This is a genomic window from Pseudomonas sp. ADAK13, assembly GCF_012935715.1.
GTDB lineage: Bacteria > Pseudomonadota > Gammaproteobacteria > Pseudomonadales > Pseudomonadaceae > Aquipseudomonas.
On the sequence record NZ_CP052860.1, the window covers coordinates 1002606 to 1023918 of the forward strand.

A 21313-nucleotide genomic window follows, 5' to 3' on the forward strand; every position below is an offset into this window, starting at 1 on the left:
GACTTATTTTTCACAGCATGGAACTAAACTGCCAGCATCTTGAGTGCCGAAGCCAGTCCCATGAGTCAACGCCGCGCCTTCACCCTGCCTGCACGCCCGGAGCTTTTGCTGATTCTGGGCAGTGGCCTTACCGTCACGCTGATCGTGATCATCGTTGCTGTCCTGCTGATTCGCGAACACGCCAGCGCCCTGCAGGCCGCCAAACGTTCCACCAGCAACATCACGCAGTTGATCAACGCCGATGTGTTGCGCAACGTTGAACTCTACGACCTCGCCCTGAACGGCCTGATCACCGCGACCACCCGCAACGACTTGCCCCAGGTCTCGGCCGAAGTGCTGCACATGGTGCAGTTCGACCAGTCCACGGCCGCGCCTTTCAAAGGCGAAGTCCTGCTGCTGGACAAGGCCGGTGAGGTCACCGCCGACTCCTCGACGCTGACACCCTCGCCGCGCAACTTTGCCAACCGCGACTATTTCCAGGTGCACCAGCAGAACCCCGACGCCGGGTTGTTCATCAGCCGTCCCTTCAAAATCCGCTGCGACTGCGATCAAGTCTGGCGCATTGCGTTCAGCCGCCGCGTGCCCGGGCCGAACGGCGAGTTTGCCGGGGTGGCGGTGGCGACCATGCACCTGGCGTACTTCGACCAGTTGTTCAACAGCCTCACCATCGGCAGCGGCAGCAGCATCAACCTGCTGAACAACGACGGCATTCTGTTGGCCCAGCAGCCCCTGCTCGAAAAAGACATGATCAACAAGGACCTGAGCGCGCGACCGAACTTCAAACGAATGCTGCGTGAAGGCAGCGGCAGCTTCAGCGGCGTCTCCGCCATCAGTGGCACGCAACGGCTGTACACCTTCACCAACGTCGGCGCACTGCCGCTGATTGTGGTGGTGGCGCTGTCCAGCGATGACGTGTTTGCCGCCTGGAAGCGCGCGGCCCTGCTGATCAGTGGCGCCACCGGCGTGCTGTGCGTGGGCCTGTTGTGGCTGACCTGGATGCTGCGCCTGGAGCTGCGCCGTCGTTATCGCGCCGAAAAGGTCTTGTCTGAACTGGCAGCCACCGATGGCCTCACCGGCCTGGCCAACCGCCGCACCCTGGACCAGCGCCTGCGCCTGGAGTGGGAGCGTGCGCAACGCTCCGGCGAGCCGCTGGCCCTGCTGATGATCGATGTCGACCACTTCAAGGCCTTCAACGACCGGCACGGCCATCAGGGCGGTGACGAGGCATTGCGTAACGTGGCCCGGGTCATCGGCAGCAACATTCGCCGCCCCGCCGACCTTGCCGCCCGTTATGGCGGTGAAGAGTTCGCAGTCATCCTGCCGGACACCGACGGCGACGGCGCGAGCGTTATCGCCGAACATATCCGCAGCGCCGTGGAGCACTTGCCGCCCGCCGACGGTGACGCGCTGTCGGTGACGGTCAGCGTCGGCGTCAGCACCTGGGACAAACGCAGCCGTGGCGCACTGGAAGAGCTGCTGCTGAGTGCCGACCGGGCGCTGTATGAAGCCAAGCATTCCGGGCGCAACCGCATCGTTCACAGTCAGGCCACATGAGCCGTTATCAGCAACTACGCTAAGGGCATCCTCGAAGCAGAAGTACGCCCGATGAGCCCAAGCACCACCCGCCCGCCCCGCCCGACCCACCGTCCGGAGCTGCTGCTGATTATCGGCAGTTGCGTCACGGTGCTGCTGATCCTGTCAGTGGTCGCAGTGTTGCTGATCCGCGAACACGCCAACACCTTGCAGGCCGCCCAGCGCACGGCCAACAACATCACCCAACTGATCGACGCGGACGTGCTGCGCAACGTGGAGCTGTACGACTTGTCGATCAAAGGCCTGATCGCAGCCGCCGAACGCAGCGATTTGGCCGACGTATCGGCCAGCATCCGCCATCTGGTGCTGTTCGACCGCTCGGAGGCGGCGCCGTACAAGGGCGATATCCTGCTGCTGGACAAGAACGGCGAGGTGATTGCCGACTCTTCGCTGCTGACGCCTAAAGCCGCCAACTTCGCCGACCGCGACTACTTTCAGGCCCACCGGCAGAACCCTGACCTGGGCCTGTTCATAAGCCGGCCCTTCATCGCCCGCTGCGTGTGCGACGACCAATGGCGCATCGCTTTCAGCCGCCGGGTTTCCGGGCCCGACGGGCGATTCCTCGGGGTTGCCGTGGCGTCCATGCGCCTGTCCTATTTCCAGCAGCTGTTTCGCAGCCTGAATATCGGCAATGACAGCACCATCAACCTGATTAACCAGCGAGGCATCCTGCTGGCCCAACAGCCGTTGCTGGAACGGGACATGATCGACAAGGACCTCAGCCAGCGCCCCAACGTCGCGCGCATACTGCACGACGGCGACGGCAGCTTTCGTGGCACCTCCAGTGTGGATGAGGAGAGCCGCCTCTACACCTTCTCGACCGTGGGGGACTTACCACTGATTGTCGTGGTGGCCCTGTCCACCAACGACATATTCGCGCCCTGGAAGCGTGCGGCGTTGCTGATCAGCGGTGCCACCGGGGTTTTGTGCATCGGCCTGCTGTGGCTGACCTGGATGCTCTGCATGGAACTGCGCAGGCGCCACCGCGCCGAGCAGGTACTGTCAGAACTGGCAGCCACCGATGCCCTCACCGGCCTGGCCAACCGCCGCACGCTGGACCAGCGCCTGCGCCTGGAATGGGACCGCGCCCAGCGTTCGGGCGAGCCGTTGACGGTGCTGATGATTGATGTGGACCACTTCAAGGCCTTCAACGACCGGCATGGCCACCAGGGTGGCGACGAGGCATTGCGCACGGTGGCGCAGGTGGTCGAGGGCAATATCCGCCGCCCTGCCGACCTCGCGGCGCGGTATGGCGGTGAAGAGTTTGCGGTGGTGCTGCCGCATACCGACAGCCAGGGTGCGTTGTTGATTGCCGAACATATCCGCAGCAGCGTCGAGCACCTGCCAAGGGTCGGCGGGGACAGGGTGCCGATTACCGTCAGTATTGGCCTGAGTACCTGGACCAAAAAAAGCCGTATCACCCTGGAAGCGTTACTGCTCAGCGCGGATCAGGCGTTGTATGAGGCCAAGCACACCGGGCGTAATCGCATTGTGGATGCGTCCGCTTTAAAGGCGTGACGCGGAGCGTCACAGGAGGCGTTCCCACGCAGAGTGTGGGGAACGATCAGGCATAAAAAAAGGCCACCCGAAGGCAGCCTTTAAAAACAAAAGGAAAGAGAGTTGTTACTTACACCGCCGCGACGGGACGCATGTAAGAGATCGGTGCGGTGCTGGCATCTTCGAAGGTCACGACTTCCCAGGCATCTGTCTGTGCAATCAGCTTGCGCAGCAGTTGGTTGTTCAGGGCGTGGCCCGACTTGAAGCCTTTGAACTCGCCTATCAGGCTATTGCCCAGCAGGTAGAGGTCACCGATTGCATCGAGGATCTTGTGCTTCACGAACTCGTCTTCATAGCGAAGGCCGTCTTCGTTCAGTACACCATCCGCGTCGACCACAATGGCGTTTTCAACGCTGCCGCCGAGTGCGAGGTTGTGCTTGCGCAGGTACTCGATGTCACTCATGAAACCAAAGGTACGGGCGCGGCTGACTTCTTTTACGAACGAAGTGCTGGAAAAATCCACGCTTGCACTTTGGGTGCGGTCACGGAATACCGGGTGATCGAAATCGATCTCAAAGCTCACTTTAAAGCCTTCGAACGGGACGAAGGTGGCGCGCTTGTCGCCGTCTTCTACTGTCACTTCCCGCAGAATGCGAATGAACTTCTTGGCTGCGTCCTGTTCTTCCAGGCCGGCAGATTGAATCAAGAATACGAAGGGTCCAGCGCTGCCATCCATGATTGGGACTTCGGACGCGGAGAGCTCGACGTAGGCGTTATCGATGCCCAAACCGGCCATGGCCGAGAGCAAGTGCTCCACCGTGTCCACTTTGACGTCACCGTTGACCAACGTGGTCGACATCGTGGTTTCGCCAACATTTTCCGCGCGAGCAGGAATCTGCACCACAGGGTCCAGGTCGGCACGAACAAACACGATGCCGGTGTCGACAGGTGCGGGCTTGAGGGTCAGGTATACCTTCTCCCCGGAGTGCAGACCTACACCTGTGGCACGGATAATATTCTTCAGGGTGCGTTGTTTAATCATGGCTTGGACCGCTTCAGCGCAAATTGCGAACTGGTATCAACAAAGGCTGGCGATAATAGCAGACCAGACCTTTGCTGAACACCAATCACCTTCATAGCCCTGATACATTCCATTAATCGGCCTGACGACGCAGGAAAGCCGGGATGTCCAGGTAGTCCAGGTCATCTTGCGGATTCGGGCTACGGGAGGCAGCAGCACCGGCCTGAGCCTGGTTGCGCATCACGGTCGGACGATCCAGGTCACGGTAGTTCACAGACGGCAGTTCCTGGCGCGCAGGCGCTGGAGCGGCAGCTTGCTGGCTGGCGTGGCTGGTATGGACGGTATTGTCGATGACCTTCACAGGCTTCTCGATTTTTGCACCCAGGCCGGTAGCAACAACGGTCACGTGCAGTTCGTCGCGCATGTCCGGATCGATAACCGTACCGACCTTGACCATGGCGTGCTCGGAAGCGAAGGCTTCGATGATGCTACCCACGTCGGAGTACTCACCCAGGGACAGGTCAGGACCGGCGGTGATGTTCACCAGGATGCCGCGTGCACCTTGCAGGTTCACGTCTTCCAGCAACGGGTTGCGGATGGCCGCTTCAGTGGCTTCACGTGCACGGTTCGGACCGCTGGCGCAGCCAGTGCCCATCATCGCCATGCCCATTTCGCTCATCACGGTACGTACGTCGGCAAAGTCGACGTTGATCATGCCCGGACGCTTGATGATGTCGGAGATACCGCGAACGGCACCGGCCAGTACATCGTCAGCCTTGGCGAAAGCCGACAGCAGGCTGGCGTCTTTACCGAGGATGGTCAGCAGCTTCTCGTTGGGAATGGTGATCAACGAGTCGACGCTTTCGGACAGCAGACGGATGCCTTCATCGGCGATCTGCATGCGCTTGCGACCTTCGAACGGGAACGGACGGGTCACGACGGCAACCGTCAGGATCCCCATTTCCTTGGCCACTTCGGCAATGATCGGCGCAGCACCGGTACCGGTACCACCGCCCATGCCCGTGGTGATGAACACCATGTTGGTGCCTTGCAGCACTTCAGCAATGCGCTCGCGGTCTTCCAGAGCGGCTTGACGGCCGACTTCCGGATTCGCGCCGGCACCCAGGCCCTTGGTCACGGCTGTGCCCAATTGCAGGATGGTGCGTGCACCGATGCTTTTGAGGGCCTGGGCGTCAGTGTTGGCGCAGATAAATTCAACGCCTTCAATGTTGCTCTTGACCATGTGGTTGACAGCGTTGCCGCCGCCACCGCCGACGCCGATCACTTTGATGACCGGGCTTGCGGGGATGTTGTCTACGAGTTCGAACATTTTCCCTCTCCTTTCATTTCTCTAGTTTTTTCGCCTACTGCTTTGAAACGGTGTTGCGGTAAATCGTCAGAAATTGCCTTTCACCCAAGCCTGCAACCGCTCGAACAACGGCGCTTTCGCTTCGTCGTCGCTTCTGTAGCTGTCGCGGTTGCTCGGGCCCGACAGGGAAATGCCGTCGGTCTGCTTTTGCAGCCCGTACAACAGCAAGCCCACACCGGTGGAATAAATCGGGTTGCGCACTACGTCGCCCAGGCCTTTCACGCCATGGGGCACGCCCAGACGGACCGGCATGTGGAAGATTTCCTCGGCCAGTTCGACCGCGCCTTCCATCTTCGAGGTGCCACCGGTCAGCACGATGCCGGCCGGGATCAAATCTTCGTAGCCGCTGCGGCGCAGTTCAGCCTGAATCAGGGTGAACAGCTCGTCGTAGCGCGGCTCGACCACTTCGGCCAACGCCTGGCGCGACAGTTCGCGCGGTGGACGGTCGCCCACGCTCGGCACCTTGATGGTTTCGCCGGCACCGGCCAGCTTGGCCAGGGCGCAGGCGTAACGGATCTTGATTTCTTCGGCGTACTGGGTCGGTGTGCGCAACGCCATCGCGATGTCGTTGGTCACCTGGTCACCGGCAATCGGGATCACGGCGGTGTGACGGATCGCACCCTCGGTGAAGATCGCGATGTCAGTGGTGCCGCCGCCGATGTCCACCAGGCACACGCCCAGTTCTTTTTCGTCGTCGGTCAGTACCGAATACGCGGAGGCAAGCTGCTCGAGAATGATGTCGTCGATTTCCAGGCCGCAGCGACGCACGCATTTTTCAATGTTCTGTGCAGCGTTGACGGCGCAGGTCACCACGTGAACCTTGGCTTCCAGACGCACGCCCGACATGCCCAGGGGCTCACGAACACCTTCCTGGTTATCGATCACGTAGTCCTGCGGCAGGGTATGCAGCACGCGCTGGTCAGCCGGGATCGCCACGGCTTGCGCTGCGTCGAGCACCCGCTCCAGGTCAGCCGAGCTGACTTCGCGGTCGCGAATCGCCACGATGCCGTGGGAGTTCAGGCTGCGGATGTGGTTGCCGGCAACGCCGACGAATGCCGAGTGAATCCGGCAACCGGCCATCAGCTGCGCTTCTTCGATGGCGCGCTGGATCGATTGCACGGTGGATTCAATATTCACCACCACGCCCTTCTTCAGGCCCCGGGACGGATGCGTGCCGATTCCGACGATTTCCAGCGTGCCGTCGTCCGCGACCTCGCCTACCAGCGCCACCACCTTGGAGGTGCCGATATCCAGACCGACGATCATTTTGCCGCTTTGCACGTTTGCCATGGGTCCTGCCTCTTCTTAATTCTTCGCGACAGCAGGTTGCGCTGCCGTGGGCGCCGCAGGGGCCCGCCAGCCGACGGCAAGGCCGTTGGCGTAACGCAGGTCGATGCTCGCAATGTTCGTAATCTGTTCTTTCAAGGTCTTTTCATAGATGGCGATAAAACGGCGCATCTTTTCTACCAGGTTGCCGCGTCCCAGCAGCAACTCGATACCCGGGCCGGAACTGCCTGCACCCGTGGTCAAAAACCAGCTGCCCCGCTCACGCAATTCCAGTCGCGCAATCGAGAAACCCAATGGCCGCAGCATCTGGCTCAAGGCCTGGTACTGCTGCATCACTTGCTGTTGCGCCCGCTGCGGCCCGAACAACTGCGGCAGGTGTTCGTAATTCGCCACTTCGCGAGGCGCAAACGCCTGGCCCTGGTTGTTCAACAACTGCCCATCTCCCCAACGGGCCACGGGCAGTTGTTCTTCCAGGCGGATCGTGACTTGATCCGGCCACACACGACGTACTTCGGCGTGGGCAATCCATGGCATCTGTTCCAGCTCGGAACGCATGCCGGCCAGGTCGATGGTGAAGAAGCTCGACGCCACAAACGGGGCGATTCGCTGCTGCACGGCCTGCTGGCTGATGTAGCTCAAGTCGCCCTGCACGCTGATCTTGGTGATCGGCCGGTCGGCATACGGCAACAGACGCTGGGCGCCTTCGTATGTACCAAACCCCAACGCCACCAGAATCACCGGCCAGAACAGCGCCTTGAGAAAACCAAAGTTGGCTTTCGGCATGCGCGCCGACATCGGCTCTTTAGCCACCATTCGGCTGGCACCACGCGGCACCGGCTTGCGGCCGGGAGCGGGTTGCTGATGACGAAGCGATGCGCCGTTCATGGTCTTAGCCTCGTGGCTCTATGCTTGCTGCCAGGATCGCCAGCACTAACTGCTGGAAGTCCAGGCCCGCGGCACGAGCGGCCATGGGTACCAGGCTGTGGTCGGTCATCCCAGGTGCAGTGTTGACTTCAAGGAACCAGAAATTCCCTTGGTCATCCTGCATCACGTCTGCCCGCGCCCAACCGGCGATACCCAGCGCCTCACAGGCTTTCGCCGTGAGGTCCATCAATTCCTGTTCCTTGGTTGCGTCGAGGCCGCACGGGATCCGGTACTGGGTATCGGAAGCCACGTACTTGGCGTCGTAGTCGTAAAAGGTGTGGGGCGTGCCCAATGCGATAGGCGGCAATACCTGGCCACGCAGCGTAGCGATGGTGAACTCGGGACCTTGAATCCACTGTTCCACCAACACTTGCGAATCGTAGGTACTGGCCGCTTTCCATGCGTCAATCAATTCGGCGGCTGAGTTCACTTTAGCCATGCCGATACTGGAGCCTTCATGGGCTGGTTTGACGATCAAAGGCAGGCCCAGTTCCTTGGCTGCAGAAATACAATCGTCTTCGCTGCACAGCACGCTGTGACGCGGGGTCGGAATACCCAGGCTGTGCCACACCTGTTTGGTGCGCAACTTGTCCATGGCCAGCGCCGACGCCAGGATGCCGCTGCCGGTGTAAGGAATGCCCAGGCACTCCAGCAGGCCCTGCATGCTGCCGTCTTCACCGCCACGGCCGTGAAGGATGATGAACGCGCGGTCGATTTTCTCGGCCTGCAGGCGCGACAGGAAGTCATCGCCCACGTCGATGCCAAATGCATTCACGCCGGCGCTCTGCAGTGCTTCCAGCACGGCATTGCCGGACTTCAGCGACACTTCACGTTCAGCGCTCTTGCCACCGAACAGCACTGCAACACGGCCGAAGTCGGCAGGTTGAATCGTCGAGAACAGGGAGCCGTAGTCAGTGGTCATTTCGACTTCCCCTTTACCGCGGCAAACAGCGGGCTTGCCAGCAATTTAGGAGCGAGACCACCGATATCACCGGCGCCCTGGCACAGCAGGATGTCGCCGCCACGCAGCAGCGGCTTGACGATCGGTGCGAGGTCCACACCGCGCTCGATGTAGATCGGGTCCAGCTGGCCGCGTTGACGGATGCTGTTGCACAACTTGCGGCTGTCGGCACCCGGGATCGGCTCTTCACCGGCCGGGTAGACTTCCATCAGCAGCAACACGTTGGCGTCCGCCAGTACATTGACGAAGTCGTCGTACAGGTCGCGGGTACGGCTGTAGCGGTGCGGCTGATACACCATCACCAGGCGGCGCTCCGGCCAGCCACCGCGTACGGCCTTGATCACCGCAGCGACTTCCGTCGGGTGGTGACCGTAGTCGTCCACCAGCATCACGTTGCCGCCGTCCACCGGCAGCTCGCCGTAGACCTGGAAGCGACGACCCACGCCGGCAAAACCCGACAGGCCTTCAACGATGGCTTCATCGCTGACGCCTTCGTCGGAGGCGATGCAGATGGTCGCCAGGGAGTTGAGTACGTTGTGGTTGCCCGGCATGTTCACCGAGACATCCAGCGGCTCGCGGTCAGGGCGCAGCACCGTGAAGAAGGTCTGCATGCCTTGCTGGCGCACATTGATTGCGCGCACGTCGCAGTCTTCGCTGAAGCCATAGGTCACGGTCGGGCGCTTGACCAGCGGCAGGATTTCACGCACCACCGGATCGTCCAGGCACACCACGGCCAAACCGTAGAACGGCAGGTTGTGCAGGAACTCGACGAAGGTTTTCTTCAGTTTGTTGAAGTCACCGTCGTAGGTCGCCATGTGGTCGGCGTCGATGTTGGTCACCACGGCCACCAGCGGTTGCAGGTGCAGGAAGCTGGCGTCGCTTTCATCGGCTTCGGCGATCAGGTAACGACTGGTGCCGAGCTGTGCATTGGTACCGGCTGCATTCAGGCGGCCACCGATGACGAACGTCGGGTCCAGGCCACCGGCGGCGAACACCGAGGCGATCAGGCTGGTGGTGGTGGTCTTGCCATGGGTACCGGCAACGGCGATGCCGTGGCGGTAGCGCATCAGCTCGGCCAGCATTTCGGCACGCGGCACTACGGGAATGCGGCGCTCAAGGGCAGTGGCCACTTCCGGGTTGGAGGTGTTCACGGCACTGGAGACCACCAGCACGTCGGCTTCGGCAGCGTTCTCGGCACGGTGGCCGATAAAGATTTTTGCGCCGAACGATTCCAGGCGCTCGGTGACCGGCGACATTTTCAGGTCGGAGCCGGACACCTGGTAACCCAGGTTCAGCAGCACTTCGGCGATGCCGCACATGCCCACGCCGCCGATGCCGACGAAGTGGATGCGACGGATGCGGCGCATTTCCGGTTGTGGCATGGCTTTCTGATTCTCAACCATGGGCCACCTCCAGGCAGATATCGACCACGGTGCGGGTTGCGTCAGGTTTGGCCAGGCGGCTTGCGGTGCTCGCCATGCTGTTCAGTCGTTCCGGTTGCATCAATACCTCGGTCAGGCGTGCGGCCAAATCGGCGGCGCCAGTCGTTCTTTGCGGCAGCAGGAAGGCAGCGCCCTCCCCGGCCAAATATTCGGCGTTGCGGGTCTGGTGGTCGTCGATGGCGTGGGGCAAAGGCACCAGCAAGGACGGCAGACCGGCGGCGGCCAGTTCACTGACGGTCAACGCACCTGCGCGACAGACCACCAGGTCGGCCCAGCCATAGGCTTGGGCCATGTCTTTGATGAAAGGCTGCACATTCGCCTCCACGCCCGCATCGCGATAACGCGTAGCGGTCACTTCATCGTGATTCTTGCCGGCCTGATGGAAGATCTCGGGCCGCAGTTCCAGAGGGAGTTGCGACACTGCTTCAGGCAGCAATTTGTTCAAGGGTTCGGCACCCAGGCTCCCGCCCAGGATCAGCAGGTGCGCCTTGCGACCGGCCAACGGTTGGCGGGCGATGTCCATGAACAGTTCAGTACGTACCGGATTGCCGGTGGTGCGCAGTTTGTCCGCGGCGCCAAAGGTTTTCGGGAAGGCCTCGCAGACCCGGGCAGCCAATGGCACCAGCAGGCGGTTGGCTGTGCCGGCCACGGCGTTCTGCTCGTGGACGATCACCGGCACGCCGGCGAGTCTTGCCGCGACGCCGCCGGGGCCGGTGACGTAGCCACCAAAGCCCAGCACGCACACCGGCTTCACTTCACGGATCACCTTGCGCGCTTGCCATACCGCCTTGAGCAACACGAACGGCGCCTTGAGCAGGGACAATTTGCCCTTGCCACGCAGGCCGGTGACGTTGATCAAATGCAGGGGCAAGCCGGCATTCGGTACCAGGTCATTTTCGATGCCACGGGGCGTGCCGAGCCAATGCACGGTGTAGCCGCGGTTCTGGAATTCGCGGGCACAGGCCAGCGCCGGGAACACATGGCCACCGGTGCCGCCTGCCATGATCAGCACGTTAGCGCCCATGGTTCGGCTCCTCGGCGAAGTCGCTTTCGCTAAACTCCATCTCTTCGCTGCCCAGGTGGGTTCGACTCTCCCACTCGATGCGCAGCAATAACCCGAGACAGGCGCAGCAAATCACCAACGAACTGCCACCGTAACTGAGGAACGGCAGGGTCAAGCCCTTGGTCGGCAGCAGGCCGACGTTCACCCCGATATTGATCAGGAACTGGCCGATCCACAGGAACGACAAGCCGTACGCCACGTAGGCGGCAAAATATTGCTTGGCCTTTTCGGCCCACAAGCCGATGTACATGCCGCGCACACACACAAACACGAACAGCGCGACGGTGCACAGCGAACCGACCACGCCCAGCTCTTCGGCGAGTACTGAGAACACGAAGTCGGTGTGGGCTTCCGGCAGGTAGAACTGCTTCTGCACACTGTTGCCCAGGCCCACGCCCAGCCACTCGCCGCGACCGAAGGCGATCAACGCTTGGGTCAACTGGTAGCCGGAACCGAACTGATCGGACCACGGGTCGGTAAAGGTAATCAGGCGCGCCATCCGGTAGGGTTGCGCCTGCACCAGAATCGTCACGGCGGCCACCGCCAGCACCACCATCAAGGTGAAGCGGAACAGGCCCACGCCACCGAGAAACAGCATGGCCGCCGCCGCGCCCATCATCACGACAGTGGCACCGAAGTCCGGCTCCATCAGCAGCAGGCCGGCCATGGGCAGCAGCACGATGAACGGCTTGAAGAAGCCCATCCAGCTTTCGCGTACTTCTTTCTGACGCCGCACCAGGTAACCGGCGAGGTAGATCACCACGAACACCTTGGCAATTTCCGACGGCTGCACGTTGAACGCGCCGAAGCCAATCCAGCGCATCGAACCGTTCACCTCACGCCCGATGCCGGGCAGGATCACCATCACCAGCAAGCCGAACGCGCCCACCAGCATCAACCAACCCAGGCGCTGCCAGGTGGCGATCGGGATCATCATGGTGACAATGCACGCGCCGAGGCCGATCACCAGGTACACCAAGTGGCGAATCATCATGTAAAGGGTATTGCCCGACTGCACCGCGGCCACTTCCGAGGACGCCGAGGTGATCATCACCAGGCCCAGGCCCAGCAACGCGAGGCAACCGGCGAGCATCGGGAAATCAAGGTCGATACCGCGCCCGGTAATGATCGGCGACGGGTACGGCTTGATGATGTTCCGGAAATTGATACTCATGCCAAGGCCTCCACGGCGCGGGCGAACAGCTGGCCGCGCTCTTCGTAGTTCTTGAACATGTCGAAACTGGCGCAGGCAGGCGACAGCAGCACCACATCACCCGGCTGGGCCAGGGATCTGGATTGAGCGATGGCGTCGTCCAGGGATTGCGTACGCACCTGCGGAACCGCGTCGCCCAGCGCATCGGCAATCAAGCCGGAATCACGGCCCATCAGCACCACGGCGCGGCAGTGGGCAGCGACTGGCCCCTTGAGGTCCTTGAAGTCAGCACCCTTGCCATCGCCACCGGCGATCAGCACAACCTTGCCTTGAATATCGGCACCCAAACCTTCGATGGCAGCAAGCGCCGCACCGACGTTGGTGGCCTTGGAATCGTTGTAATAGCCGACGCCGTCGAGGTCGCGAACCCACTGGCAGCGATGCTCAAGCCCGGCAAAGCTACGCAGGGCCGACAGCATGGCATCGAACGGCAAACCGACCGCGTGGCCAAGCGCCAATGCGGCCAGGGCGTTGGCCTGGTTATGGGCGCCACGGATTTTCAGTTCGCGCACCGGCATCAGGTTCTGGAATTCGAAGGCCAGGTATTTCTCTCCGTTCTCTTCCCGAAGCCCGAAAGCCTTGAAGTCAGGTTTGTTCAGGCCGAAGGTCCAGCACGGCAAACCTTCGCCGATCAGCGGGCGGCTCAGGGCATCCTGGCGGTTGACCACCACTTGCCGCGCGCCACGGAAGATCCGGTGCTTGGCCAGGTGATAGGCCGGCAGGCCGCTGTAGCGGTCCATGTGGTCTTCGCTGACGTTCAGCACGGTGGCCACTTCAGCGTTGAGCTGGTCGGTGGTTTCCAGCTGGAAGCTCGACAACTCCATCACGTACAGCTCGACGTTGTCGTTGAGCAGGTCCAGCGCCGGCGTACCAAGGTTGCCGCCCACCGCTACACGCTTGCCGGCCGCAGCCGCCATCTCGCCCACCAGGGTGGTGACAGTGCTTTTTGCGTTGGAACCGCTGATGGCCACGATCGGCGCCTTCGCGTTACGCGCGAACAGCTCGATATCGCCGGACAACTTCACGCCACGGGCCGCAGCCGCTTGCAGGGCCGGGGTCGCCAGCGCCAGGCCGGGGCTCACGTAGAGCTCGTCGGCACGGCACAGAAACTCCACATCCAGCTCGCCACAACGCACTTCCACGTGCGGGTAGTCACGGCGCAGCGTGACCAGCTCCGGTGGATTTTCCCGCGTATCGGCCACGGCAAACGACGTGCCCCGGTTCGCCAGGAAGCGAACCAGGGACATGCCGCTCTTGCCGAGGCCGACAACGATGCGGAAGTGGTCTGAAGCGATCAGGGACACTCGTTTCTACCTCAGTTTCAGGGTGGCAAGGCCGACCAGGACCAGAATCACGGTGATAATCCAGAAACGGACAATCACCCGCGGCTCAGGCCAGCCCTTGAGTTCAAAGTGGTGGTGAATCGGCGCCATGCGGAACACGCGGCGCCCGGTCAATTTGAAGGAAGCAACCTGGATCACCACCGACAGGGTTTCCATCACGAACACACCGCCCATGATGAACAGGACGATTTCCTGACGGACGATCACCGCGATGGTGCCCAGGGCCGCGCCCAGCGCCAGTGCACCGACGTCGCCCATGAACACTTGTGCCGGGTAGGTGTTGAACCACAGGAAGCCGAGGCCCGCACCGATCAACGCGCCGCAGAACACAATCAGTTCACCCGCGCCCGGTACATACGGGATCAGCAGGTATTCAGCGAATTTCACGTTACCCGACAGGTAGCAGAAGATGCCGAGCGCGCCGCCCACCATCACCGTCGGCATGATCGCCAGGCCGTCGAGGCCGTCAGTCAGGTTGACCGCGTTGCTGGATCCCACGATCACGAAGTAGGTCAGCACCACGAAGCCGACGCCCAGTGGAATGCTGGCATCCTTGAGCATCGGGATGATCAGGGTGGTCTCGACCGCGCTTGGCGCCGTCGTATAAAGGAAGATCGCTGCCGCCAGGCCGAACACCGACTGCCAGAAATACTTCCAGCGGCTTGGCAGCCCCTTGGAGTTCTTCTCGATCACCTTGCGATAGTCATCCACCCAACCGATGGCGCCGAACAGCAAAGTCACCAGCAGCACGGTCCAGACGTAGCGGTTATGCAGGTCAGCCCAGAGCAGCGTACTGATGCCGATGGACGACAGGATCAGCGCGCCGCCCATGGTCGGGGTGCCGGATTTGGACAGGTGCGACTGCGGGCCGTCGTTGCGCACGGACTGGCCGATCTGCAGGTTTTGCAGGGTACGGATCATCCATGGCCCGAGGAACAGCGACAACGACAGCGCGGTCAGCACACCCAGAATCCCGCGCAGGGTCAGGTACTGAAAGACCGCGAAGCCTTTGTGGAACTGTTGCAGATACTCAGCCAGCAGCAGCAGCATTAATGTTTCTCCGTACTTGAGCCACACAAGGCCACGACGACGTTTTCCATCACCGCGCTGCGCGATCCCTTGATCAAAATAGTGGTGTGTTTGTCTTGTTCAGCCGCACTCAGCGCCTGGATCAGCTCAGCCTGGTTGGCAAAATGCCGGGCGCCCGGCCCGAAGGTCTCCACGGCGTGAAGCATGTTCGGGCCCACGGCGTACACAGCATCGACCTTGCCGGCGGCATAGGCGCCGACTTCACGGTGAGACTGTTCGGCCCACTCGCCCAATTCGGCGATGTCCCCCAGCACCAGCACCTTGCGCCCGTCGAAGGCCGTCAGCAGGTCGATGGCGGCGCAGATCGAGGACTGGTTGGCGTTGTAGGTGTCATCAATCACGCGCATGCCGTTGCTGGCCAGTTGCGCGACGGTACGCCCCTTCACCGGTTGCACGGCACCAAGGCCGGTGGCAATGCCAAACAACGACACCCCCAGCACGTGGGCGGCGGCGGCGGCGGCCAGGGCGTTGGCGACGTTGTGGTTGCCCAGCAGGTTCAGCTGTACGTGCTCATCACCTTGCGGGGTGTGCAGGGTGAAGGCCGGGCAGCCACGGGCGTCGACGGTGATAGTCGAGGCATGGAAATCGGCCGCGGCGTTGTGCACCGCGAAGCTCAAGACCTTGCGACCGGCGGCACGTACACGCCAGGTTTCGAAGGCTTTGTCGTCGAGGTTCAGTACCGCGGTGCCGGATGCGTCGAGGCCTTCAAGGATTTCGCCCTTGGCTTCGACGATCTTCTCAGGGCCGCCAAACTCGCCCACATGGGCAGTGCCCGCGTTGTTGATCAGCGCAACGTGAGGCTTGGTCATGGCCACGGTGTAAGCGATTTCACCGATGCGCGAAGCACCCAGCTCAATCACGGCCGCCGTGTGTTCCGGGGCCAGTTCGAGCAGGGTCAACGGAGCACCGAAGTCATTGTTCAGGTTGCCACGGGTCGCCAGGACCGGGCCGCGCGTGCGCAGGATGCCCGCCAGCAATTCCTTGACGGTGGTTTTGCCGCTGGAGCCGGTGATCGCCGCAACCGGCTTGGTGAAAGCGGCACGGTTCAGGGCACCCAGTTGGCCGAGGGCCAGGCGGGTGTCGGCCACCAGCAACTGCGGAAGCGTCGAGTCAGCGACTTCGCGCTGCACCAGAGCGCCGACAGCACCTTTGGCAGCGACGTCGTTCAGGTAGTTATGGCCATCAAAACTCGGGCCAGCCAAGGCGACAAACAGTTGCCCAGGCTTGATCGTCCGGCTGTCGATGCTCACGCCATCAAAGCTGCAATCGGCCGACAGCACACGGGCCGACAACGCCTGGGTCAGTTCGCTGAACTTGAGCGCCTTAAGCATGGGCCACCTCCCAAGCGGTCAGGGCGTGATCGGCCTCGACCAGATCGGAGAAAGCGTGGCGTTCGCCGTTGATTTCCTGGTAGTCCTCGTGGCCTTTACCGGCCAGCACTACCACGTCGTCAGGGCTGGCGCTGGCGATCAATTGGGCGATGGCTGCACCGCGACCGGCCACGAAAGTCGCCTTCGACGCGTCTTTAAAGCCGACACGAATGTCATCGAAAATCTGGCCTGGGTCTTCGCTGCGCGGGTTGTCGTCCGTCACCAGAACACCGTCGGCCAGACGCTCGACGATTTCAGCCATCAACGGACGCTTGCCGCGATCGCGGTCACCGCCACAGCCGAACAGGCACAGCAGCTTGCCCTTGGCATGAGGACGCAGGGCCAGCAGGATTTTTTCCAGGGCGTCCGGCGTGTGGGCGTAATCGACCACCACCAGCGGCTGGGTGCCACCCCCCAGGCGCTGCATGCGACCGGCCGGGCCTTCCAGCTTCGGCAGCACGCGCAGGATTTCGTCCAGGGCGTAATCCAGGCCGAGCAAGGCGCCGACGGCAGCCAATACGTTGCTCAGGTTGAAACGCCCGAGCAAGGTGCTGCGCAAATGGTGCTCGCCCTGCGGCGTTACCAGGGTGGCGCGCACGCCTTCGTCATCAAAGGTGGCTTCGCGGCAATACAGGTAGGCACTGGAATCTTCCAGGCTGTAGCTGATCAGGCGGCCCTCACCGTTTGCGGCGGCCAACTGACGACCGAATTCATCGTCCAGGTTGACCACGCGACACTTCAAATCATTCCAGGCAAACAGCCGGGCCTTGGTGGCGGCGTACGCCTCCATGGTGCCGTGGTAATCCAGGTGATCGCGGGACAGGTTGGTCATCACCGCCACGTCGAACGCCAGGGCGGTCACGCGGCCCTGGTCCAGGCCGTGGGAGGAAACTTCCATGGCAACCGCCTTGGCACCGGCCTTTTTCAGGTCGGCCAGGGTCGCCTGCACGGCAATCGGGTTAGGCGTGGTGTGCAGGCCGCTTTGCAGCGCGCCGTAGAAGCCGGTGCCCAGGGTGCCGACGATGCCGCAGTGCTGGCCCAGCAGGTCAAGCGCCTGGGCGACCAGTTGGGTCACGCTGGTCTTGCCGTTGGTGCCGGTCACGCCTACGAGGTTCAGGGTGCGGCTCGGGTCGCCATAAAAGCGCCCGGCGATGTCCGACAGTTGCGCCGCCAGGCCCTTGACCGGAATCAAAGGCACGTCGGTGATCGGCAACACGGTGGCGCCTTCCACTTCATAGGCCACTGCCGCGGCGCCGCGCTTCAACGCGTCGGCGATATGGTCACGGCCGTCGAACTTGCCGCCCGGCACAGCCAGGAACAGGTCACCGGCACGCACGTTACGGCTGTCCAGGGTCAACTCGCGAATCAGCAGATCGCGGCCAGCGTGGGCAAAAATCTTGTTCAGGCTAAGAGACATCAGCCGCGCCCTCCATTGGCTTTTGCAGCAGCGGCCGGCGGTCCGGCGTTCGCTTGTTGGGTCGTCGGCAGGTTGTCCGGCGTGATGTTCATCAGGCGCAGCGTCCCGGACATCACCTTGCTGAACACCGGCGCCGATACCAGGCCACCGAAGTAACCGGCTTTGCTCGGCTCATCGATCACCACGACGATGGCGTAACGCGGATCGCTCATCGGGCCGAAGCCCGCGAACAGCGAACGGTAGGAGTTTTCGGCATAGCCCTTGGTGCCCACGGCGGTTTTACGCGCAGTACCGGACTTGCCTGCCACGTGATACGCCGGCACCTGGGCACGGAATACGCCGCGCGGTGCTTCGATCACTTGTTGCAGCATGCCTTGCATGGTCTTGGCGACGTTTTCCGGGATCACCTGGGTCGCAGGCGGTGCCTCGTCCAGGTGGATCAGGCTCAGCGGCACCATGCGGCCATTGTTGGCCAGCACGGAGAAGGCATGGGCCAGCTGGATGGCGGTCACCGACAGGCCATAACCGTAGGAAAGCGTGGCCGTCTCGGCCTTTTTCCAGTCACGGTAGTTCGGCAGGTTGCCTACACGTTCACCCGGAAAGTCCAGGCCGGTAGGTTGCCCCAGGCCGACTTTCTGCGCGAGGTGGTAGATGGCTTCGCCGCCGATATCGAAGGCGACCTTACTCATGCCCACGTTACTGGAGTTGATCAGGATACCTGTCAAATCCAGCACCGGACCTTCGGTGCGCGACACGTCGCGAATGGTGTATTTGCCCAGCTGCAGGGTACCCGGGTAAACCTCGACCTTGTCGGCCGGTTTCCAGCGCCCGGTCTCCAGGGCGGCACTCATCGAGATGGCTTTCATGGTCGAACCCGGCTCGAACACGTCGATCATCGCGCGGTTGCGCATCATCGCCGGTTGCAGGTTGCGACGGTTGTTGGGGTTGTAGGTCGGCTGGTTGACCATGGCGAGAATCTCGCCGGTCTTCACGTCCATGATCACCAGGCTGCCGGCTTTCGCGCCGTTCTCGATGATGGCGTTACGCAGCTCACGGTTGGCCAGATATTGCAGGCGCAGGTCAATCGACAACGCCAAGGGCTTACCGGCCTTGGCGTTTTTGGTGACCTGGACATCCTTGATCAGTCTGCCGCGCCGATCCTTGATGACCTGTCGTTTGCCGGGGACCCCGGCCAGCCATTCGTCGTAGGCAAGCTCGACACCTTCGCGACCGTGATCATCAATGTCGGTGAAACCCACCATATGGGCAGTGGTTTCGCCGGCTGGGTAGAAACGCCGAAATTCCTCGATGCCGTAGACACCGGGGACTTTAAGGTCGAGCACTTGCTGGCCTTGTTCGGGGGTAAGCCCGCGAACCAGGTAGATGAATTCTTTATTGGCCTGGGCTTCGAGGCGTTCGCTCAGGGCTTTGGGGTCCTGGCCCAGGGCGGCGGCCAGTTCCGGCCACTTCTCCTTGGCGGTCTGCATTTCCTTGGCGTTGGCCCACAGGGTGGTCACCGGCGTACTGACGGCCAGGGGCTCGCCGTTACGGTCGGTGATCAGGCCGCGGTGCGCAGGAATCGGGATATGACGCAGGCTGCGGGCATCGCCCTGGCCGATCAGGAAGTCACGGTCCACCACTTGCAGGTCGATAATCCGCCAGGCGATCGCGCCCACCATCAGTGCCAGCAACCCCAGCACTACACGGAAACGCCACGGGTAGAGTGCGCCCTCGAGTTTCATCATGGCGCCACCATGCGAACTTCTGCAGCGCCCGGGATATGCATCTTCAGCTGTTCAGTGGCCAGCACTTCGATGCGGCTGTGGGCGGTCCAGGTGCTTTGCTCCAGGATCAACCGGCCCCACTCCGCCTGCGCCTTGTCGCGCACACTCAATTCCCCGTACAGGGTATTGAGCAATTGACGGTTGTAGTGGGCGCTATAGGACACCGCAATCGCGGACACCAGCACGCCAACAAATAACAGCAACATAAAGAAGCTGCCGCCCGGAAGGGGCTTGGCGAAAAGCTTGCTCACCGCAACTTCTCCGCAACGCGCATGACAGCGCTACGGGCACGAGGGTTGGCCTTGAGTTCGGCTTCGGAAGCGAACTGCGCTTTGCCATGGATTTTGATTTTCGGCACAAAGGCTTCGTAACGTACCGGCAGGTTGCGCGGCAGGTTGTCGGATTCGCCCTTGACCAGACGACGCATGAACAATTTGACGATGCGGTCTTCCAGGGAGTGGAAGCTGATCACCACCAGGCGACCGCCCACTTCCAAGGCGTCCAGGGCAGCTTCGAGGCCGGCTTCCAGATCGCCCAATTCGTTGTTGACGTGAATGCGCAGGCCCTGGAACGCACGGGTAGCCGGGTTCTTGCCCTTCTCCCACGCCGGGTTGGCGACTTTCAGCACTTCAGCCAGGTCGGCGGTGCGTTCGAACGGCTGGATTTCCCGACGCTCGACCACGGCGCGCGCCATACGGCCAGCGAAACGCTCTTCGCCGTATTCCTTGAACACACGGGTGATTTCTTCGTGGGGCGCGGTGGCGATGAACTGCGCGGCGCTGATGCCACGACTCGGGTCCATGCGCATATCGAGCGGGCCGTCGTTCATGAAACTGAAGCCGCGCTCAGGGTCGTCCAGCTGCGGCGAAGACACGCCCAGGTCCAGCAGAACCCCGGCCACCTTGCCCGCCATGCCACGTTCGGCGACTTCTGCGCCGAGCTCGGCAAAGCTGCGCTGCACAACGACAAAGCGGCCGTCTTCGGCCGCTAGCGCTTGCCCGGTGGCAATCGCTTGAGGGTCTTTGTCGAACCCGAGGAGCTTTCCGTCCGAACCGAGCTGGCTGAGGATCAGCCGACTGTGCCCGCCCCTGCCGAAGGTGCCATCCAAATAGCAGCCATCTGCGCGTACGGCGAGAGCCTCAACGGCTTCGTCAAGCAGTACGGTGATGTGGTTAAAGCCGCTATCAATAGTCACAGGATCAAATCACGCAGTTCATCAGGCATGGCGCCCGGTTGTTGAATAGCAGCCAGGTCAGCTGCAGAAACAGCATCCCAGGCATCTTCGTCCCACAATTGGAACTTGTTCAGTTGGCCTACCAGCATTGCGCGCTTGTCGAGCTTGGCGTATTCGCGCAGACGCGGTGGAACCAGGAAACGACCACTGCCATCGAGTTCGAGGTCGACGGCATTACCAATCAGCAAACGTTGCAGGCGGCGGTTTTCTTCACGCAATGAAGGCAGCGCACGCAACTTGGTTTCAATCAGCTCCCACTCGTCGAGCGGGTAAACACATAAACAAGGGTCAACGGCATCAATGGTGATGATTAACTGTCCGGAACTTCGCGAAATAAGCTCGTCACGATACCGGCTCGGCATGGCGAGACGGCCTTTTGCATCGAGACTGATAGCGTTAGCTCCGCGAAACACAGATGCGTTTCTCCAAATTTTAGCGTTTTACGTTCAAAAAACCCACTTTGTGCCACTTTCCGCCACTTGCGCACACTATAGGAATGCGCCCACCACACCGTCAAGGCGCGGATTCAAGGAAAAGCCTTACAGAACGGAGATTTAGGAAGGTAAAGCGAGGAGAAACGAGAGTTCGAGGGCGATTTTGACTCGACAACGCCAAATAGCTCAAAGAGCTAGGACTTAAAGTTAAAGTAATTTATTAAGAGTAAGATTTTTTCGGTATTACGAAGACGCATCTGCTAATGATTCAG

Annotated in this window: 18 protein-coding genes; 2 read left to right on the top strand and 16 right to left on the bottom strand. The window is 61.6% G+C overall.

The genetic code is table 11. From position 1 onward, the window contains the following. Window positions 1-60 precede the first annotated feature (60 nt). The gene (locus HKK54_RS04755; RefSeq protein WP_169386282.1) at window positions 61-1554 is read left to right on the top strand and encodes a sensor domain-containing diguanylate cyclase; all 1494 of its coding nucleotides are present in this window, start codon (window positions 61-63) and stop codon (window positions 1552-1554) included. Between the two features lie 51 nt (window positions 1555-1605). Beyond that, window positions 1606-3111 carry a diguanylate cyclase gene (locus HKK54_RS04760; protein WP_169386283.1) on the top strand — a complete coding sequence of 502 codons (1506 nt, stop codon included), beginning with the start codon at window positions 1606-1608 and terminating at the stop codon, window positions 3109-3111. Between the two features lie 109 nt (window positions 3112-3220). On the opposite strand, the gene lpxC is transcribed toward HKK54_RS04760, so the two are convergent. From lpxC to mraZ, 16 genes are all read right to left on the bottom strand, one after another. Then, window positions 3221-4132: a UDP-3-O-acyl-N-acetylglucosamine deacetylase gene (gene lpxC, locus HKK54_RS04765; RefSeq protein ID WP_003216227.1), complete on the bottom strand. Its 912-nt coding sequence runs from the start codon at window positions 4130-4132 to the stop codon at window positions 3221-3223. 112 nt (window positions 4133-4244) lie between these two features. Beyond that, window positions 4245-5441, bottom strand: a complete 1197-nt coding sequence (ftsZ, locus tag HKK54_RS04770; protein ID WP_010170471.1) for a cell division protein FtsZ — start codon at window positions 5439-5441, stop codon at window positions 4245-4247. A gap of 66 nt (window positions 5442-5507) precedes the next feature. Further along, entirely contained in the window at window positions 5508-6770 is a 1263-nt protein-coding gene (ftsA, locus tag HKK54_RS04775) for a cell division protein FtsA (RefSeq protein WP_003216224.1), read from the bottom strand. A gap of 15 nt (window positions 6771-6785) precedes the next feature. After that, window positions 6786-7652 (bottom strand): cell division protein FtsQ/DivIB, encoded by an 867-nt coding sequence (locus HKK54_RS04780; RefSeq protein ID WP_029615882.1) that lies wholly within the window; start codon window positions 7650-7652, stop codon window positions 6786-6788. A 4-nt stretch (window positions 7653-7656) separates the two neighbouring features. Then, complete coding sequence (locus HKK54_RS04785) at window positions 7657-8613, bottom strand: D-alanine--D-alanine ligase (protein ID WP_010170475.1); 957 nt, start codon at window positions 8611-8613, stop codon at window positions 7657-7659. Then, a complete protein-coding gene (murC, locus tag HKK54_RS04790) occupies window positions 8610-10055 on the bottom strand; it encodes a UDP-N-acetylmuramate--L-alanine ligase (RefSeq protein WP_169386284.1) in 1446 nt (481 codons plus the stop codon). Before murC ends, HKK54_RS04785 begins: the two co-directional genes overlap by 4 nt. Continuing rightward, window positions 10048-11118 (bottom strand): undecaprenyldiphospho-muramoylpentapeptide beta-N-acetylglucosaminyltransferase, encoded by a 1071-nt coding sequence (gene murG / locus HKK54_RS04795; protein ID WP_169386285.1) that lies wholly within the window; start codon window positions 11116-11118, stop codon window positions 10048-10050. The genes murC and murG overlap by 8 nt, the downstream gene beginning before the upstream one ends. Beyond that, window positions 11108-12331 carry a putative lipid II flippase FtsW gene (gene ftsW, locus HKK54_RS04800; protein WP_003216215.1) on the bottom strand — a complete coding sequence of 408 codons (1224 nt, stop codon included), beginning with the start codon at window positions 12329-12331 and terminating at the stop codon, window positions 11108-11110. Before ftsW ends, murG begins: the two co-directional genes overlap by 11 nt. Further along, window positions 12328-13674, bottom strand: a complete 1347-nt coding sequence (murD, locus tag HKK54_RS04805; protein ID WP_010170481.1) for a UDP-N-acetylmuramoyl-L-alanine--D-glutamate ligase — start codon at window positions 13672-13674, stop codon at window positions 12328-12330. The genes ftsW and murD overlap by 4 nt, the downstream gene beginning before the upstream one ends. A 6-nt stretch (window positions 13675-13680) precedes the next feature. Then, complete coding sequence (gene mraY / locus HKK54_RS04810; protein ID WP_010170484.1) at window positions 13681-14763, bottom strand: phospho-N-acetylmuramoyl-pentapeptide-transferase; 1083 nt, start codon at window positions 14761-14763, stop codon at window positions 13681-13683. Further along, entirely contained in the window at window positions 14763-16133 is a 1371-nt protein-coding gene (locus HKK54_RS04815; RefSeq protein ID WP_010170485.1) for a UDP-N-acetylmuramoyl-tripeptide--D-alanyl-D-alanine ligase, read from the bottom strand. The genes mraY and HKK54_RS04815 overlap by 1 nt, the downstream gene beginning before the upstream one ends. Then, the gene (locus HKK54_RS04820) at window positions 16126-17589 is read right to left on the bottom strand and encodes a UDP-N-acetylmuramoyl-L-alanyl-D-glutamate--2,6-diaminopimelate ligase (RefSeq protein ID WP_169386286.1); all 1464 of its coding nucleotides are present in this window, start codon (window positions 17587-17589) and stop codon (window positions 16126-16128) included. Before HKK54_RS04820 ends, HKK54_RS04815 begins: the two co-directional genes overlap by 8 nt. Then, window positions 17589-19331: a peptidoglycan D,D-transpeptidase FtsI family protein gene (locus HKK54_RS04825; RefSeq protein ID WP_169389246.1), complete on the bottom strand. Its 1743-nt coding sequence runs from the start codon at window positions 19329-19331 to the stop codon at window positions 17589-17591. Before HKK54_RS04825 ends, HKK54_RS04820 begins: the two co-directional genes overlap by 1 nt. After that, window positions 19331-19624: a cell division protein FtsL gene (gene ftsL, locus HKK54_RS04830; protein WP_003216203.1), complete on the bottom strand. Its 294-nt coding sequence runs from the start codon at window positions 19622-19624 to the stop codon at window positions 19331-19333. Before ftsL ends, HKK54_RS04825 begins: the two co-directional genes overlap by 1 nt. Further along, a complete protein-coding gene (gene rsmH / locus HKK54_RS04835; protein WP_010170491.1) occupies window positions 19621-20568 on the bottom strand; it encodes a 16S rRNA (cytosine(1402)-N(4))-methyltransferase RsmH in 948 nt (315 codons plus the stop codon). Before rsmH ends, ftsL begins: the two co-directional genes overlap by 4 nt. Next, the gene (gene mraZ / locus HKK54_RS04840; RefSeq protein WP_003171868.1) at window positions 20565-21020 is read right to left on the bottom strand and encodes a division/cell wall cluster transcriptional repressor MraZ; all 456 of its coding nucleotides are present in this window, start codon (window positions 21018-21020) and stop codon (window positions 20565-20567) included. The genes rsmH and mraZ overlap by 4 nt, the downstream gene beginning before the upstream one ends. Between the last annotated feature and the right edge of the window lie 293 nt (window positions 21021-21313).